Origin of the sequence: Collinsella aerofaciens (assembly GCF_040926265.1) — a bacterium.
Taxonomy (GTDB): domain Bacteria; phylum Actinomycetota; class Coriobacteriia; order Coriobacteriales; family Coriobacteriaceae; genus Collinsella; species Collinsella aerofaciens_BB.
This window is the reverse complement of record NZ_JBCOIL010000007.1, coordinates 74198-90579: the sequence shown is the minus strand read 5'-3', so window position 1 is coordinate 90579 and position 16382 is coordinate 74198. Positions and strand designations below refer to the sequence as shown.

11 protein-coding genes are annotated in these 16382 nt (G+C 61.1%); 5 read left to right on the top strand and 6 right to left on the bottom strand.

The window, feature by feature from the left end; all coding sequences use genetic code 11:
- The 5 genes from AB5767_RS03475 to AB5767_RS03455 form a co-directional block, all read left to right on the top strand.
- Nucleotides 1-818: GltB/FmdC/FwdC-like GXGXG domain-containing protein (locus AB5767_RS03475; protein ID WP_497506351.1), on the top strand; the 818-nt coding region annotated here is incomplete at its 5' end.
- Between the two features lie 5 nt (nucleotides 819-823).
- A complete protein-coding gene (locus AB5767_RS03470) occupies nucleotides 824-2305 on the top strand; it encodes a glutamate synthase subunit beta (protein ID WP_368131318.1) in 1482 nt (493 codons plus the stop codon).
- Between the two features lie 353 nt (nucleotides 2306-2658).
- A complete protein-coding gene (locus tag AB5767_RS03465; protein WP_118206021.1) occupies nucleotides 2659-3366 on the top strand; it encodes a hypothetical protein in 708 nt (235 codons plus the stop codon).
- A gap of 194 nt (nucleotides 3367-3560) precedes the next feature.
- Entirely contained in the window at nucleotides 3561-4637 is a 1077-nt protein-coding gene (locus tag AB5767_RS03460; protein ID WP_368131319.1) for a hypothetical protein, read from the top strand.
- Between the two features lie 214 nt (nucleotides 4638-4851).
- On the top strand, nucleotides 4852-6222 hold the full coding sequence (locus tag AB5767_RS03455; RefSeq protein WP_368144798.1) for an amidohydrolase family protein: 1371 nt from the start codon (nucleotides 4852-4854) through the stop codon (nucleotides 6220-6222).
- 108 nt (nucleotides 6223-6330) lie between these two features.
- On the opposite strand, the gene AB5767_RS03450 is transcribed toward AB5767_RS03455, so the two are convergent.
- From AB5767_RS03450 to AB5767_RS03425, 6 genes are all read right to left on the bottom strand, one after another.
- Entirely contained in the window at nucleotides 6331-6804 is a 474-nt protein-coding gene (locus AB5767_RS03450; protein ID WP_161194483.1) for a hypothetical protein, read from the bottom strand.
- A gap of 146 nt (nucleotides 6805-6950) precedes the next feature.
- Nucleotides 6951-7220 carry a metal-sensing transcriptional repressor gene (locus AB5767_RS03445; protein WP_226812542.1) on the bottom strand — a complete coding sequence of 90 codons (270 nt, stop codon included), beginning with the start codon at nucleotides 7218-7220 and terminating at the stop codon, nucleotides 6951-6953.
- A 138-nt stretch (nucleotides 7221-7358) separates the two neighbouring features.
- Entirely contained in the window at nucleotides 7359-7580 is a 222-nt protein-coding gene (locus tag AB5767_RS03440; RefSeq protein ID WP_260699774.1) for a heavy-metal-associated domain-containing protein, read from the bottom strand.
- 147 nt (nucleotides 7581-7727) lie between these two features.
- Complete coding sequence (locus AB5767_RS03435; RefSeq protein ID WP_368131321.1) at nucleotides 7728-10067, bottom strand: heavy metal translocating P-type ATPase; 2340 nt, start codon at nucleotides 10065-10067, stop codon at nucleotides 7728-7730.
- Nucleotides 10068-10484: 417 nt separating this feature from the next.
- Nucleotides 10485-13820, bottom strand: coding sequence for a CAP domain-containing protein (locus AB5767_RS03430; protein WP_368131322.1), 3336 nt, complete (start codon nucleotides 13818-13820; stop codon nucleotides 10485-10487).
- 320 nt (nucleotides 13821-14140) lie between these two features.
- Nucleotides 14141-16225, bottom strand: a complete 2085-nt coding sequence (locus AB5767_RS03425) for a protein kinase domain-containing protein (protein WP_368131323.1) — start codon at nucleotides 16223-16225, stop codon at nucleotides 14141-14143.
- Between the last annotated feature and the right edge of the window lie 157 nt (nucleotides 16226-16382).

Below are 16382 nucleotides of genomic sequence, written 5' to 3'. Positions count from 1 at the left end.
TGGGTAACGCGGTGACCAAGGCGCATCCCGAGGGCCTGCCCGCCGGCTCCATCACCATCGATTGCGATGGTTCGGCCGGTCAGAGCTTTGGCGCCTTCCTGCCGCGCGGCATTACGCTCAACGTGTGCGGTGACGCCAACGACTACTTTGGCAAGGGCCTTTCGGGCGGCGAGGCGTCGGTGCGCCCTAACCCGCATGCGACCTACAAGTTCGACGAGAACATCATCGTGGGCAACGTTGCGTTCTTTGGCGCCACGAGCGGCCGCGGCTTCATTAACGGCCTGGCAGGCCAGCGCTTTGGCGTGCGCAACTCCGGCGCCACCGTGGTGGTCGAGGGCTGCGGCAACCATGGCTGCGAGTACATGACGGGCGGTCTGGCGCTCATCCTGGGCGAGGTCGGGCAGAACTTCGCCGCCGGCATGACGGGTGGCGTGGCCTATGTCTTTGACCAGTACGGTACGCTCGATGCCCGTGTGAACCACGAGAGCGTGGAGCTCAAGGCCCCGACGGCCGACGAACTGACGCAGATTCGCGAGCTCATCCAGGAGCACGTGGACGCGACACAGAGCCCGCGCGGCATTAAGCTGCTCTACAGCTTTGAGACGATGAGCAAGCACTTTGTGAAGGTCATTCCAACCGAGTACGAGCGCGTGCTGGCGATTGTCGCCGCCGCCGAGGCTGCCGGCAAGACGCATGCGCAGGCAGAGGAGCTGGCGTTTGACATTGTGACCGGTCGCGCGAGTGCCGCGGATGTCGCTCGCTTCGATGCCGCGGGCGGCGCTGTCGGCTCTGTTGCTTCGACCAAGAAGGAGGCGTAAGTGCCATGGGTAAGCCCGGTGCTTTTCTTGATATCGATCGCGTGACCCACGAGCTTCGCCCCGTGGAGGAGCGCAGCCATGATTTTGATCCGCTGTACGTGGAGCTCGATGACGATGCGCGCCGTGCCCAGGCGAGCCGCTGCATGATGTGCGGCGTGGCGTTTTGTCAGATGGGCGCGAGCTTTGGCAAGGCGCGTCCGAGTGGCTGCCCGCTGCACAACCTGATTCCCGAGTGGAATGAGCTGGTGTACCGCGGCCGCTGGGACGAGGCTGCCGAGCGCCTGTCGCTCACCTCGCCCATGCCCGAGTTTACGAGCCGCGTGTGCCCGGCGCTGTGCGAGGCCGCGTGCAACCTGGGTTCGGTCGACGGCCAGCCCACGACGATTCATGACAACGAGCGTGCGATCAGCGACCATGAGTGGGCAAATGGCGGTCCGCGTCGCTTTGAGCCGGCGGGGGAGGGCGCACCCACGGTCGCCGTGGTGGGCTCCGGTCCTGCTGGTCTGGTGGCAGCATGGGAGCTCGCGCGTCGCGGCGCCCGCGTGACGGTGTTTGAGCGTGACGACCGTCCGGGCGGCCTGCTCATGTACGGCATTCCCAACATGAAGCTCGAGAAGTCTGTGGTCGAGCGCCGCGTGGCGCTCATGCGCGAGCTGGGTATTGTCTTTGAGCTGGGCGCTGACGTTACGAACCCTGCGGTAGCGGCCAAGCTCAATGGCTTTGACGCCGTTGTGGTGGCTGCCGGCGCTCGTGCACCCCGCGGTCTTTCGGCTACGAATGTGGATGCCCCGGGCGTGGTGTATGCCGTGGACTACCTGACGGCTTCGACCGTCTCGGTGCTCGATGGCGGCGAGCCCGCGGTGAACGCGCGCGGCCTGGACGTTGTGGTCATTGGCGGCGGCGATACCGGTAACGATTGCGTGGGCACCGCGGTACGTCAGGGTGCGCGCAGCGTGCGCCAGTTTGAGTTCTTGCCGGCGGCGCCTGATGCGCGCGCGGCGAGCAACCCCTGGCCGCAGTGGCCTAACGTGAAGAAGACCGATTACGGCCAGCAGGAGGCCATCGCTGCCATGGGCGGCGAGATGCGTGCCTGGGGCGTGGATACGCTCGAGGTACTGTTGGACAAGAAGGGCGCGGCCGCGGGCCTGCGCGTGGTCGATCTGGATTGGTCGGCTGGCAAGCCCGAGCGCATCGCGGGCTCCGAGCACGAGGTGCCGGCCCAGCTGGTGCTCATCGCCTGCGGCTTTACGGGTCCCGAGCATGGCGTGTTCGACGCCGTTGGCGTGTCTGTTGCCACCGCTGGTCGTCCGCTGCCGGTGATGGCCGCCGAGGGCTCGCACCTTGCGGCCCGTGTCGACGGCGTCGCCGCGGATGCCGCGCCGGTGTATGTGGCGGGTGATGCTCGCTACGGCAGCTCGCTCGTGGTGAACGCTATGGCCGATGCCCTGGCCTGCGCGGCCGAAGTCGCCGATGCGCTGGAGCTGTAAAGTAGTTATTTAAGAACGTCCCCAATGACTAGTCATTTTTTGTCTAGTCGTTGGGGACACTCTTTGTGAGCGATTTGCCCGTTTGTCGACGCGCGAGTGTCCATTCGGCGTCTTCTTGAGCTGTGGCGCTCTGCTGTTTCTGTGATGGCCGGGGGCGCTTGGCTCAAAAGGACGGGTTTGCCGTCTATGTTTACCTGCGGTTTTGTTGCGGTGCGCATTTTCGGTCAAGCTTTTCGTCAAGTGCTTGGTCAGCATCTGGTTTGCAGCCGGAGGCCTATTTTGCCCGCGCTGGTCGTGGCCGACCACCCTCCTCGTAAGCTCAAATTGAGGTCTATCAGTTTGAGGAGGATGCCATGACTGACCACGCTTTAGACCGAGCGCAGCTAGCCGAAGCCGTCGGCAACGATATTGCCGACATGGCCCATTTTTGGATGCTGCGGAAGTTCCAGTTTTTGGAGCCGGCGCGCGAACAGTTCGAGATCATTGTCGACCCGTGGCTCAGCTATTGCACCGAGCCGTCGCAAAACGAAATCATGGCCTACAACATGGCATTTACCGATTGGCTGCTCTTCGAGCGCCCCTATCGCCATGGCAAGACGCTGCTCGAGCTGTATGTTGAAGAGCCGCCGACATCGCTTTCGCCTGCCTCGCTCAAGCGGCTCGAGCAGGTACGCGACACGCAGTATTTCTCGCGCTTTGGCATTTTGGACAAGGATCCTGCGACTGGTATGGTCGCGCTGAAGGACACGCGCACCGACTGTCGCTTTGATGTCTACGACCCGCATATCGTGCAAAAGGAGCATTGGAGCGACGGAGCGATCGCGGTGCGCCTCGCCTGCGTCGACGATGTCTGGCTGACGGCGGGACAACTCTATCTGTATGACATCGCACGCCTGAGTGACACGGCGGTCGACGGGCCTGGCGCCGTTCATCCAGAAGACCTGGAAGATGGCTTCGACACCTCATGCATCAGCTTCTTCTTGCGCCTGGTCCGCGACATCATGGGTGCCCAGGGGCGGTACGTGAAGTCGCTTAACATCTACGAGCAGGAGTGGGAGTAGGGGATGTGGCTGGTGTCGCCCTGCTGCCCTGACTTTGTCTCAATCTGTAACATCTACGGGCTAAAAGTCGACCTAGCTGTTACAGATTGAGACAAAGGCTGGACGCGGTGCCGAAAGATCTTGTTCTGTAACAACTAGAGGCTCAAAGACTGTCTTTCTGTTACAGATCAAGACATTTGTCAGCGGAGGTAACGGTGACGAAGGTCCATTTGTCTGACGTGGTGGTGATGGAAGTGTCTAATACCGTTCTCAAACACAAACATACGACTCGCAACACGTTGGCGCGGAACAGGATGCTCGCGCGGCTCACGGAGACGGCCAAGCAAGGTGCGCTGTTCGCAACGCATGACAATACCGAGCTCATGTGGCTGCGACGCCATGTTGGAACCGACGATATCGCGGAGCCCGAGCCGTACCTGTTCTGTTTTCAGCATGATTGGGATGCATTGACGTCGGCGGAGCGAGCGCTGAGGACTATCAAAGGGCTTGCGGAATTTCATCCCGATTGGGCGTTTTGGGGCTATGACGCGGCGCTTTTGTGGGGTTTGGAGGTGCCGAATGATCTGCTCGGGCCGCGCTTTCTTGTTAAGACGGGTTGTTCGGTGACGTTGAGCAGCGGGTGCAGGTTGTTGCGTCCGCAGATGGCGGGCGCGCTCGAGCGTGTTGATGGCGTGCGGGTGACGTCGTTTTGGCGCACGGTGGAGGATTGCTTACTGCGTGCGCCGTTCTCCTACGGGTTGGCGATTGCCGATTCTGCACTGCGGGCGAAAGGCGTATCACGTTGGGATTTGTGCGAGCGCCTCCGCGCCGATTGCGAGGGCAGGCGAGGGTATCGCAGGGCACAGGTGATTGCGTCGTATGCGGACGGGCTGTCCGAAAACGGCGGCGAGTCTCGGTTCCGAGCGTTCTTTATTGCGTACGGCTTTCCAGTTCCGGAGCTGCAGGTTGAGTTTCGCGACCCGCTCGATCCGAGCCAGGTATTTCGCGTCGACTATTTTTGGCAGCTCGAGGACGGGACGTGTGTCATCGGCGAGCTCGACGGAAAGGGGAAGTACACCCTGCAGAGCGGCGGGGGCCGGGAGTCGGTAGACCCATTCGTGGCAGAGCGTCAGCGGGAATCTCATCTGACAATGCTCGGGCACAAGGTGCTTCGGTTTACGTTTGATGAGCTCAAGAATCCGGGGAAGCTGGTTGAGAAGATGAGGTTAGCGGGTATTCCGCGACGGCCCGATTTGGCTGAGGAGTGGAGACGTCAGTGGTATGGGCGCTGAGAGGTTTTGTCTCGATCTGTAACATCAGGGGGCCCAATAACCCAGTACCTGTTACAGATTGAGACATTTCCCTGGTTTCGCTGGGGTGGGACTGCAACGTATTCCGTCCCCCACATCCTCTCGTCCCTCCGTTAACCGATATGTTCGACTTTAGGTCGCTGCATTAGGTGATAATGGACAAATGTTCAAGTTAATCGTGAGGGAGGAGCTCGATATGGCGTCTGCCGATCGTTCTACGTTGTTTATCAATGCGACCATTCTGGATGGTTCGGAGCATATGGAGCCGCAACCCGATATGGCCGTGGCCGTTGAGCGCGGTGTCATCACATGGATGGGGCCGAGTGCTGTGGCGCAGGCGCCCGCGGGTGCCGAGGTTATCGGCCTGGGTGGTGCGTATCTCATGCCCGGTCTCATCAATATGCACGTGCACCTGTGCGGCTCGGGCAAGCCTGTCTCGGCCGGCGATGCGGGCGCGCTGATGAAGAAGCTCGATAATCCCGTGGGCCGCACCATCGTCCGCCGCATCCTCAAGGGCAGTGCCCAGCAGCAGCTAGCAAGCGGCGTGACCACGGTGCGCGGCGCGGGCGACCCGCTGTTTGCCGATCTGGCCGTGCGCGATGCTATCGATGCCGGCAAGTATCAGGGTCCTCGCCTGGTGGCGCCGGGAACGGGCATCACGGTGCCGGGCGGCCATGGTGCGGGACTGTTCGCCCAGGTGGCCAACAGTCCCGCCGAGGCAGCCGAACAGGTGCGCGACCTGTATGCGCGTGGTGCCGACGTCATTAAGCTGTTCGTGACGGGCGGCGTGTTCGATGCGACCGAGGTGGGCGAGCCGGGCGTGCTGCGTATGCCAGTGGAGGTTGCCGCGGCGGCATGCAAGGCGGCGCACGATATGGGCCTTCCGGTTATGGCCCATGTCGAGAGTACCGAGGGCGTGAAGGCCGCGCTTGAGGCCGGCGTTGACACGATTGAGCACGGCGCTCTGTTGACACCCGAAATCTTGGAGCTGTACCGTGGCGCCGCGGGCACGCAGCTCGAGGGGCGTGCTCCGAGTGTGACCTGCACTATCAGTCCGGCGCTGCCGTTTGTATTGCTCGACCCGGAAAAGACCCATTCTACCGATACGCAAAAGAAGAACGGCGACATCGTGTGCTCGGGCATCATCGAGAGCGCCCGTGCCGCACTGGAAGCTGGCGTTAAGGTGGGCCTTGGCACGGACTCAAGCTGCCCGTTCGTGACGCAGTATGACATGTGGCGCGAGGTCGCCTATTTTGCCAAGTATGTCGGCGTGAGCAACGCCTTCGCACTGCATACAGCCACGCAGGTTAATGCCGAGCTGCTGGGGCTGGGCGGCGATACTGGCACGATCGAGTGCGGCAAGGCCGCCGATATCCTGGTGACGCGCAAGAATCCGCTCGATGACCTGTGCGCACTGCGTGAGCCGATGCACGTGATGTGCCGTGGTGATCTGGTGCGCAAACTCAAGGTGAAGCGTATTCCCGAGGTGGACGCCGAGCTCGACACGATTATGGCCATGCCTGCCGAGGCGTTGGCCGAGGAGCTTGCCCGCGACGGCGTGGCGTAAGCGCGCGATATGGCGATGCGACAAGGGGGCAATCCTTTTGTCATAATTAGAAAAAACCGAGGTCTCAACACGAGGCCTCGGCTTTTATTTTGTCCCATGGTATGGCGGCTAGGAGCGCGTCTCCATCTTGGCGTGGCACTTGGGGCAGGTGACGCGGATCTTGCCTTTGCCCTTGGGGACGGAGAGCATCTGGCCGCAGTTGGGGCACTTGAGGTATGCCGTGGTTTTGCGACCCTTCCACATCTTCTTGGCCGTGCGCTTGGCACGCTCAAAGTCTTCCTTACTGGTGCCGGCTGCGCGTGAGGTGCTAGCCGCAGCAGCGCCGCCGCCCAAGCTGGCGACGAACTTGCCCAAGCCAGGGACGTTCGCGGTCGCGGCGACAAAGGCCTCGTTCTCCTTGCGACGTGCATCGATATTTTTGGACAGGCCGCGCAGCACGCCAATCACGATTACGGCGATGGCGATCCAGCTGAGCCACTGGATGCGGGCTATCGATCCGATCATCGCGATGACGATGCCGGCAAAACCCATCACGATGGTGAGTTCATCGGCACCATTGCGACCCTTCATAAAGTCATTCATGCAAATTGCCTTTCGTTCGATATGCTGCACGCCTTTATACCCGATTTAGAGCAAGGGGGACAGGTTAATCTGCACCAATGTGGTGCAAACATACCTGTCCCCGGAATACCAAGACGGTGCAAAGAAATCTGTCCCCAATGCCCCTATTACTTGGAGAGCTTGTCGACGACGCGTTCGATTTCGGCGAGCTTGGCGGCTTTGAGGTCTTCGTCGCCCGATTCGATTGCCGAAGTCACGCAGCCCTCGATATGCGCCTTGAGCACGTCGGCGTTAATGCGCGCGAGGAGCGCCTGCGTTGCCATGAGCTGCGTGGAAATATCGACGCAGTAACGGTCCTCCTCGACCATCCGCAAGATGCCGTCGATCTGGCCGCGTGCCGTCTTGAGCATGCGGGTCACCGATTTATGGTCTGCCATCATGTCGGGTCCTCGTTTCTGGTCGATCTTCCGGATGTCCCCGTCAGTTGCGGTGAAATACGGACCGTTTAAAGGCCTAGGGCGGCACAACAGTCCGTATTTCACCGCAACTTCTGAGGATTCAGTAGGCAGCGACTGCTATGCGGCGGTCACCGAAAGGGCGTGGAACTTCTCGCCGGCGCCCTCGACAGCGGCGGTGAGCTGCTCGACGGTCACGGTGTCGGCGCACTCCACCTGGACGGTCTGGGTCTCGTGATCGGCGTCGGCGTCGGTCACGCCGGCCACGTTGAGCAACGCCGTCTCGACGGTGGCGTCGCAATGGCCGCACATGAGGCCGGAAGTCTTGATTGTGTAACGCATGGGTATTCCTCCCTGTTGTGTCGGCTTTCCCAGGCACCCGACCTTGACCTTCAAGCCGTCGCTCGCGTACCAAAGTGCGCGTCGCTCCTCTTTCGGGTCAATCTCGGGCGTCTGGAAAACCCGTTCTAGATGGACTTAATGGTGAGCCTATTTTGCCACTTTTGGCTTAAAGGATTTTAAGCGCAGCGCATTGCTTACGACGCAGACACTCGACAGGCTCATGGCCGCGGCGCCAAACATCGGCGAGAGCTGCCAACCGGTGAGGGGGAAGAACACGCCCGCCGCCAGCGGAATGCCGATGCCGTTGTAGAACAGCGCCCAGAACAGGTCCTGCTTGATGTTGCGAATTGTGGCGCGCGACAGCTCGATGGCACGGGCGACGTCCATGAGGTCGCTGCGCATGAGTACCACGTCGGCGCCCTCCTTGGCGATGTCTGCGCCGGTGCCGATAGCAAGGCCCACGTCGGCGCGCGCCAGGGCGGGGGAGTCATTGATACCGTCGCCCACCATGGCGACCTTGCTGCCCGCATCCTGCAGCTCGCGTACGTGGTGCTCCTTGTCGGCGGGGAGGACGTCGGCGATGACCTGTTCGCTGCTCAGCCCCACGCGGCGGGCGATTGCTTCGGCGGTGACTCGGTTGTCGCCGGTGAGCATGCGCACGTCGACGCCAAGCGAGCGCAGTGCGGCGATGGCTCCGGCACTCGTTTCCTTGACCTCGTCAGCCACGGCAATGGTGCCGGCGAGCTCGCCGTTCTTGGCAAAGAACAGCGGCGTCTTGCCCTCGGCGGCGAACTGTTCGGCAAGACCCGCGGGCACCTTCGCGCCCAGCTCGTTCATCAGGCGCATATTGCCGGCGGCAATGGCGTTTTGCCCCTCGCGCGCCGTAACGCCTCGCCCGGGCACGGCGGCAAAGTCCTCGACGGCGCGCGCGACAATCCCTCGCGTCTCGCACTCGGCCATAATCGCCTCGGCCAGCGGGTGTTCGCTTGAGCGCTCCAGCGCGGCGGCCAGCTTGAGTAGCGCCTTTTCGCTCATGGCGGGCGATCCGTCGGCGCGCGTGGCTACCACGATATCGGTCACGGCAGGCTTGCCGCGAGTGACCGTTCCCGTCTTATCGAGCACCACGGTGCCCACGCTGCGCAGATTCTCCAGCGCCTCGGCGCTCTTGAACAGAATGCCCATCTCGGCGCCCTTGCCGGTGCCGACCATAATAGCGACGGGCGTGGCCAGACCCAATGCGCACGGACAGCTGATCACCAGCACAGCGACGGCGGAGGTGAGCGCTTCGTTCACGCTACCGGTCAGTGCCATCCACGCCACGAAGGTCATGGCCGAGATCACGAATACCACGGGCACGAACACGCCGGCGACCTTGTCGGCCATGCGGGCGATGGGCGCCTTGGTGGCGTTGGCGTCCTCGACGAGCTGGATAATCTTGGCGAGCGACGTGTCGGCGCCCACGCGTGTGGCACGGAAGGCAAACGAGCCGGTGCGGTTGACAGTGGCGGCGTTGACGGTGTCGCCGGCGGTCTTTTCCACGGGGATGGACTCGCCGGTGAGCGCGCTCTCGTCCACGGCCGAGCTGCCCTCGAGCACCACGCCATCGACAGGGATGGACTCGCCGGGGCGCACACGCAGCACCTGGCCGGGCAGAATGGCATCGACGTCGACGGTGGCCTCGCTGCCGTCCTCTGCCACGACGGTCGCGGTCTTGGGTGCTAAGTCGATGAGCGCCTCGATAGCGCCGCCGGTCTTGGACTTGCTGCGCGTCTCGAGGTATTTGCCCACGGTGACGAGCGACAGGATGGTGCCAGCGCTCTCAAAATACAGGTTGTCCATGCTCGTCATCATGGCCTCGTGCACCTGACCTGCGGCTAGCTGGTCGGCCATGATGAACATGGCGTAGAGCGACCAGGCGATGGAGGCGGTGGCGCCCACGGCAATAAGGGCGTCCATGGTGGGCGCGCCGTGCGCGAGCGATTTAAACCCGTTGATAAAGTACGCGTCGTTGACGTAGACGATGGGAATGAGCAGGACGAGCTCGGTGAGCGCGAGCGTCATGCTGTGGGTGTGGTCGGTGAAGATGCCGGGCAGCGGCCAGCCGAGCATGTGCCCCATGCCTATGTAGAACAGTGGGATGAGGAATACGATCGAGACGATGAGGCGGGTGCGCATGGCAGAGGCGGCGGCCTCCAACTTTTTGGTCGGTGACTCCATATGGGCGGCGCCGGACCTGGCTTGCGCACTTCCGCTTTGGACAGCGTCGGTGCCCGTGCTGATGGGCGAGGCCGAGTAGCCCGCGCGGTCGACAGCGGTGCAGATATCGTCGGGGGAGACCTGCGCGGGGTCGTAGTCGACCATCATGGAACCGGCGAGCAGATTGACCGCGACGCTCTCGACGCCGTCGAGTTTGCTCACGGCACGGTCCACGTGCGCCTGGCAGGCGGCACACGTCATGCCACCCACATCGAATTTATCTTGAGCCATGGCTTCTCCTTTCTGTGGTTCGGTGTTGGAATTGTTAACCTACCGATACTATACACCCATACCCCCTGGGGGTGTCTAGTAGTAGTTGGAATGTATGACTTTTCATTACAGATGAGGGTGGCTGCTCAATCGGCGGTCGTCTTTGCCAAACATCTCAATCTGTAACGTCTGGACCGGTTTTTGAACCATAGCTGTTACAGATTTAGACAAACATTTCAGCCGAAAACTAACGTCTCGATCTGTAACAACTAGACCCCGTTTTACCGAGTATTTGTTACAGATCGAGACAATCTCGGAGCAGATGCCCCGGGCATACAACGTAAAACGCCGGGGCGCCCGCGTGATGGGCGCCCCGGCGCATGCTGGGCAGGGTTTGCGAAGCGGTGGGAGGGAGGAGAAGCCGTCCTCCTGAAATCCTTACTCCTGACGACGCTTCTTGTCGGTCAGGAAGACGCCAGCGGCTACGAGCACGACACCTCCGATGACAAACGTCTCACCGGTGAGCGCAGCATTGTCGCCTGTGGTGGGAAGTGCCGAGTTGGCGGCCGTCTTGGCGTTGCCGGTAGACGGCTTTCCAGCAGCCGGCTTAGCGGCAGCCTGCGTGATCTTGGCCTGCTCGGCCTTCGCTGCCTCTTGCTCCTGGCGGGCGATCTCGTCCTTCAGGGCTTGCTCGGCGGCTACGCGTTTTGCCTTCGCCTCGTTGTAGGCATTGAGCGCTGCGGTGTAGGCGGGCGTCGCAGCATCAAGGTCTGCCTGAGCGGCATCAAGTGCGGCCTTTGCGTTATGTTCTGCCTGCTTGGCGGCGACGCACTTGGCAAAGAGGGCATTGAGCGTATCATTCGCGTTTGCATCAGAGCCAGTAGCAATGCCGTTTTCGACGTTGATGGACTTTAGCTTTCCGAGGGTAGCGACAGCGGCATCCGATGCGGCCTGAGAATTCTCGATCGCCTGTTCGGCGTTCGCGATGGCATCATTTGCCGCACCAAGGGCGACTCCGGCCTCAGTCACTGCTGCGTCGGCGTCCTTCTTGGCCGCCTTGGCCGCGGTAAGATTGTTGGCCGCGTTGCTCAGGGCGTCGGCATGGGCCTTCTTTGAAGCAAAGTCGTTTTTCGCCGTGGTCAGATCGCTCGCAGCGTGCTCCGCGGTCGCCGCCTTGGCCTCGGCGTTGTCCTTCGCGGTGTCGAGGGCCTGCTTCTTGGCAGCCGCGTCGCGCTCCGCCTTTTCGAGAGCACTCTGGGCAGACGTCTGGGCTGCCGTGGCTTCATCAAGCGTTTGATGGGCCTTGTCAGCCTTTTCCTGAGCCGCAGCAACATCGGCAGAATACTTGGCAAGTTCCTTCTTTGCATCTTGCAGAGCCTGCTGCTTTACGAGAGTTTCTGCCTTGGCGTCATCAACCTTCTTCTGACTCTGAGCGGCTTGCTCTTGCGATGCCTTAAGCTCGGCGCGCTTCTGGTTGACGACCTGCTCTGCGGTCGCCACGTTACTTTGGGCGGCTTTGACCTGGTCTTCGGCTTCGGTAACTTTTCCGTTTGCCTTGGCGAGATTCTGCTCTGCTAGGGCAACAGCGGCGGCGGCACTTGCTGCGCTGTCGTTCTTGGCGGCAAGGTTGCTGTTCGCGGTATCAACGCCTTCCTGCTTTTGAGCGACGAGGGTCTCAGCTACCTTTACGGCATTGGCTTTCGATGCCGCTGTGCTGCGCTTTTGTTCAAGGTCCGTCTTTGCGGCGGCGAGCTTTTCGCTGGCTTTGGAGAGGCTCAGCTGATACTGATCAAAGAGATTCTCGAGTTCATCGATCGAGTATTCTTTCTCGTACGAACCGTAATTGTTGTCGATCTCCAAGACGAACACATACGGCCAAAGGGTTCCGCGCGAGTTGATGCCGTATCCCATGGTTTTGGCGTTAGGTTGTACGATATTCAAATAATGGCCGACGGTGCCAAAACCCACGCCTTGGGCTCCGAATTCGGTACCGTGACTCCAGAAAGTCTTCCAAGCATCTTTGGGGGCAACGTTGCCAAGGCCGGCTTTCGCTGCAGCATCGTCAAATATTTTCTTTTCGCCATCAACCCATTGGTGCGCGATGTTTTCTTTCGTGCTGAAGTTCCAAGCGGCATTTTCAAATCCGGCATAGTCTGAGTGCCCCTTCGTTGCGTCGGAGTAATTGGAATCAGACTGAGCGATTGCCATTTGCTCTGCCGTTACCTTAAGCTCGCTAAGGCCGACGCTTTTGCGATATTCATTAATTTCGCGCAGCTTGCCAAACGAAAGCTTGGCGTTGTCGAGTGACGTGCCGTCTTTTTTATCGCCAATGGTCGTCGGGTTTTTATCGCTCTGCCTATAGATGATGTTTGCAGCGTCGTTGGCACCGATGAACTGGTAGAAGCCGATGACGCTCTGCGCCTCCGCCGTCGTTGCCTTATCGGTTGCCGCCTTGCACGTATCGTATGCTTTCTGTGCATCGATAACGGCTTGATCGGCGGCCGCCTGGTTTGCCTTGGCAGTTTTGAGCGCCTTGTCTGCCTGCTCCTTCTCGGCTTTTGCCTGATCGACTTGTTTCTGAGCGGCCTTTGCTTTCTCCAGTTCGGTAGCATGTGCCTGCTTTGCCGAGGTCAACTCCGATTGCGCCGCATCGGCTTTCGTCTGGGCTGCCGTTACATCATTTTCGGCTGCTGCGACTGTCTGCTTCTTGGCTTCGAGCTCGCTTTCGGCACCGGTGAGGGCGTCCTGCTTGGATGCAACGTCGCTATTTGCCTGAGAAAGGCCTGCTTCGGCAGCCGCCTGCTGCTGCTTCGCCTGGTCGAGTGCGCTTTGGGCAGCATCGACCTTTGCTTGGGCGGCGTCATACTCCGGGCCCTCGGCGCCTGCCTTTGCGGCCGCCAAATCGGCTTGTGCGCTGTCGTACGCTGTCTGTGCCGCAACTAGCTTACCATCCGCGGCGGTCTTTTCCTGCTGAGCGGAAGCCAGCGTGCCTGCCGCCTCGTCGTAAGCGCTCTGCGCGGCGCTCTGAGCCTGCTGGGCATCGGCGAGCGCGGAATCGGCAGCGGCCTTCGCAGCCTTTGCTTGGTCCAGAGCGGCCTGCGCATCTGCGGCAGCCTGCTCGGCGACCTTGATTTCCTCCGGCGTTGCGTTGGCGGCTGCCTTCTGGGCTGCCTCGAGCTTGGCCTGCGCATCAGCTGCCGCCTGCTTTGCGGCATCAAGGACCTTCGACTTGTCCTCGGCGTCGGTCTTGGCTGCATCGAGCTTTCCTTGGGCATCCTTCAGCGTGGCACTGGCGCTGTCGGCCGCCTTGACGCTTTCATCGAGCTGGCGAGCATATTCGGCGCGCGCGGCGGCCTCTGCCTGCGAATTATCGGAGACGGAGGCGTCATAGGTGCTTTGTGCGTTGTCGCGGGCCGCCTGCTTTTCGGTATAGGGGGCAGCCACCGTGTTGTAGTCGGATTTGGCGTCTGCCTCGGCAGCCTTTGCGGCATCGATCGCAGCCTGCAGGTCGGCAATCTTCTGGGCGTTTGCCTTTACTGCGGAGCCTGCCGCCTCGCCGGCGTGGACAGCAAGCGGCGACATGATCGCGTCCTGTGCCGTGGTATCACTTGCATCGTTGGCAAATGCCGAGAACGGCGCGAGCAGCGTCGAGCCAGTCATAGCGATGGTGGTTGCCGCGGTGACGGCGAGTCGTGTTGCCTTGTGGCCCGAGAATGTGGGGCGAGGCTCGGCGCCGCCTGAGACTTTCAAGTGTTTAGGTGCGTACTTTGCCATTTCTTCTCCCAATCGTTGAAGGGGTACCTATGACAATTCGTACGTTACGACCGCCGAAAGGGTTCCTGTTGCGCAACATTGGCAAGGAAATATCGACACACTTGAATCACATTTACGAGGCGAAGTTCTCGGCAAGCTAATGTCTCGTTCTGTAACATCTAGAGAGGTTTTTGACCCCTTACTGTTACAGATTGAGATGTTGTCTCGCGGGACTGGGGTTTGTCTCGTTCTGTAGCATCTAGACCTGTATCTGCCGAGCTAGTGTTACAAATCGAGACAACTGCCGGGGAGGGGTCCCGTCACGGCAAGACGCCCGCCGCCTAGATACAGAACCCGGGAATCACACAGGTTAGCTTGTTTGGCTTTTCCGCAGGCGTTGCGTACGTAAAGACGTCGCCGTCGTGGCCCACACGGTTTATGTAGAGCGTGCCTTCGGTCTCCGATGAGTCGGGGCTCACCGTGCGCTCCCACCAGCAGGTGTCCTTGCCCTTCCACTGGCGGACCATCGTCTCGTTCGTGGAATACGGGCTCACCTTGAGCTCGCGGAAGAGCTGATACTCCTTGCCCTCGCCGTTGTAGATTTCTGCCAGGTAGTGATAGTCCTTGGCAAACGAATCGGGCGGCTGCGTACCGCACAGCTCGACCATGGCGGGCAGCCAAAGGGTTGCGGGCAACTCGCTCAGACACGATGCACTGTTGGCGGCGCCAGCGTTATTCGAGACCTTTTTGACAGATTTGATGAGCGCGCGCAACTTGTTGGGCAGCAGCTTAAGGCCGTCGCCGTCGAGCCATTCCCGCAGCTCGCAAACTGCCCAGCCGGCGCTCGGCGGTTCAGCCGCAGCGTTGCGCTCGGCAATACCCGCGTCGAACATAAACGTCAGTCCGGCCTTGCCCGTCCCGTCCAGAAGCTCATCGTGACGGATGCCCACAAGCTGCGCGCCGACCTCCAGCCCGTTGGTGAGTTTCACGCGCTTGGTACACGGATAGGGGATATGCCCATCGGCATCGAGCAGGTGATAGCGCTTGGCAATCTCGCGTGCCTCGCTACGGGTCTCGGCGGCCTTAATCTTGAGCGAAATCTCCTGCAGCTGATCCCAGGTGTAGTCGTCAAGTGAACCGCGGATGCCGTCGAGGTAGTCGGGGATGCCAAAGCCATGGGTTGCCGCCCCGATAACGCTGAGCCCCGCAACGGCTGCGATAGCGCCGCCGATAATAAAGCGGCGGCGGGTCATGGCATCGTGGCGGGCCTGATTCAGGATCTCTCGTGCGCGCTCGCCGGCGACGTCGACCTTAAGGTGCGTGCCAGAATCGATATCAATTGCGGCCTCGTCTCCTGCACCTTCGCGGCCTTCGGATTCGGCGTCGGTGAGGTATGCCGAGAGCACCTCGAGCATCTGCTGCTCGGTGGGACGATCGCACTGCTCGACTGAGAGACCCTTCATGATGATCTGGACGAGCGCCTCATCGCCCTCGCAGCGCGGCTCGAGCGGTGCCGGCTTGGTCTTGGTCTTTACGAGATAGAACGAGCCGGTTGCAGCGGCGTCCGTCGACTCAAAGTCAAACGGTTTGCGACCGCTGTAGAGCTGGTACAGAATGCTCGAAAGCGCATAGACGTCGATTGCCGGCGAACGGCGAAGGGCCGCGATGCCTTCGATATCCTGCGTGAGCATCTCGGGCGCGGCGTATGCGGGCGTGGCAAAACGCCAGATGTCGGCGCGCCGGGTGATCGTGTCGTCGCCGAGAGCCATGGTCGCGGAACCCATGTCGATGAGGCAGGGGTCAAAGGAACAATCAGCAATCTGCTGCTCGAGCGTTCGGCTGGTGGTGCGGAACATGATATTGGCAGGCGACAGGTCGCGATGGATGACCGGATTCACGAGGCCTTGGGTCATCAAGAGCGCACGAAGCACGGCGTTTCCGACGGCGGCGACCATCTGGGTGGTCAGCCCGCCCGAGGCGTCGTGCGGAAGCAGGGGCAGCGCCTGCTTGAGCGAGGTGCCCTCGACCCACTCCATGAGGATGAGAGGGTCATCCTCGCACGATCCGTAGCCATAGACGCGCGGAAATCCGCGCAGGTGCGAGACGGTACACAGATGACGGTACTCCTCGAACAGCGCGGCGGTGCTGGCCAGGTGCGCTGCCGATTGCTCGGCGGAGCGGTCGGGGGCTTGGCCGGAAAGGATAGCGTTGTCCTTGAGCAGCTTGACGGCAAAGACCTCGCCGCTCGTGTTGGTCGCGCGCAGCACGTGCCCGATGTTGCCGTTGTTGCGGTGGGCCGTCTGGAGAATAAGCGTCATAAACCGACGTTTGGCGTCGTCCTCGGCGCTGGGGTCGACCGCCACGGCGGTATCGAACGTATCGAGACGGATGAGTTTGTCGCCATAGGCGCTATCGGTAGTATCCATGGCGTTCCTTTGTCTGGCATGGGTTGCCGCGCGTACACGTGAGCAGTGCGGATATCGGTAAAGTACCATGATAGCCGCACTGCTCACGTGTACCGCTGAGTATTGTCGTTTACGACGCAGAAGGTAGAAGACGAAAGACGGACGGCGACCGTCTTCC

Coding starts and splice junctions, on each gene's coding strand:
- AB5767_RS03470 (WP_368131318.1), top strand. CDS start 824: ATGGGTAAGCCCGGTGCTTTTCTTGATATCGATCGCGTGACCCACGAG.
- AB5767_RS03455 (WP_368144798.1), top strand. CDS start 4,852: ATGGCGTCTGCCGATCGTTCTACGTTGTTTATCAATGCGACCATTCTG.
- AB5767_RS03440 (WP_260699774.1), bottom strand. CDS start 7,580: ATGCGTTACACAATCAAGACTTCCGGCCTCATGTGCGGCCATTGCGAC.
- AB5767_RS03445 (WP_226812542.1), bottom strand. CDS start 7,220: ATGGCAGACCATAAATCGGTGACCCGCATGCTCAAGACGGCACGCGGC.
- AB5767_RS03465 (WP_118206021.1), top strand. CDS start 2,659: ATGACTGACCACGCTTTAGACCGAGCGCAGCTAGCCGAAGCCGTCGGC.
- AB5767_RS03450 (WP_161194483.1), bottom strand. CDS start 6,804: ATGAATGACTTTATGAAGGGTCGCAATGGTGCCGATGAACTCACCATC.
- AB5767_RS03425 (WP_368131323.1), bottom strand. CDS start 16,225: ATGGATACTACCGATAGCGCCTATGGCGACAAACTCATCCGTCTCGAT.
- AB5767_RS03430 (WP_368131322.1), bottom strand. CDS start 13,820: ATGGCAAAGTACGCACCTAAACACTTGAAAGTCTCAGGCGGCGCCGAG.
- AB5767_RS03435 (WP_368131321.1), bottom strand. CDS start 10,067: ATGGCTCAAGATAAATTCGATGTGGGTGGCATGACGTGTGCCGCCTGC.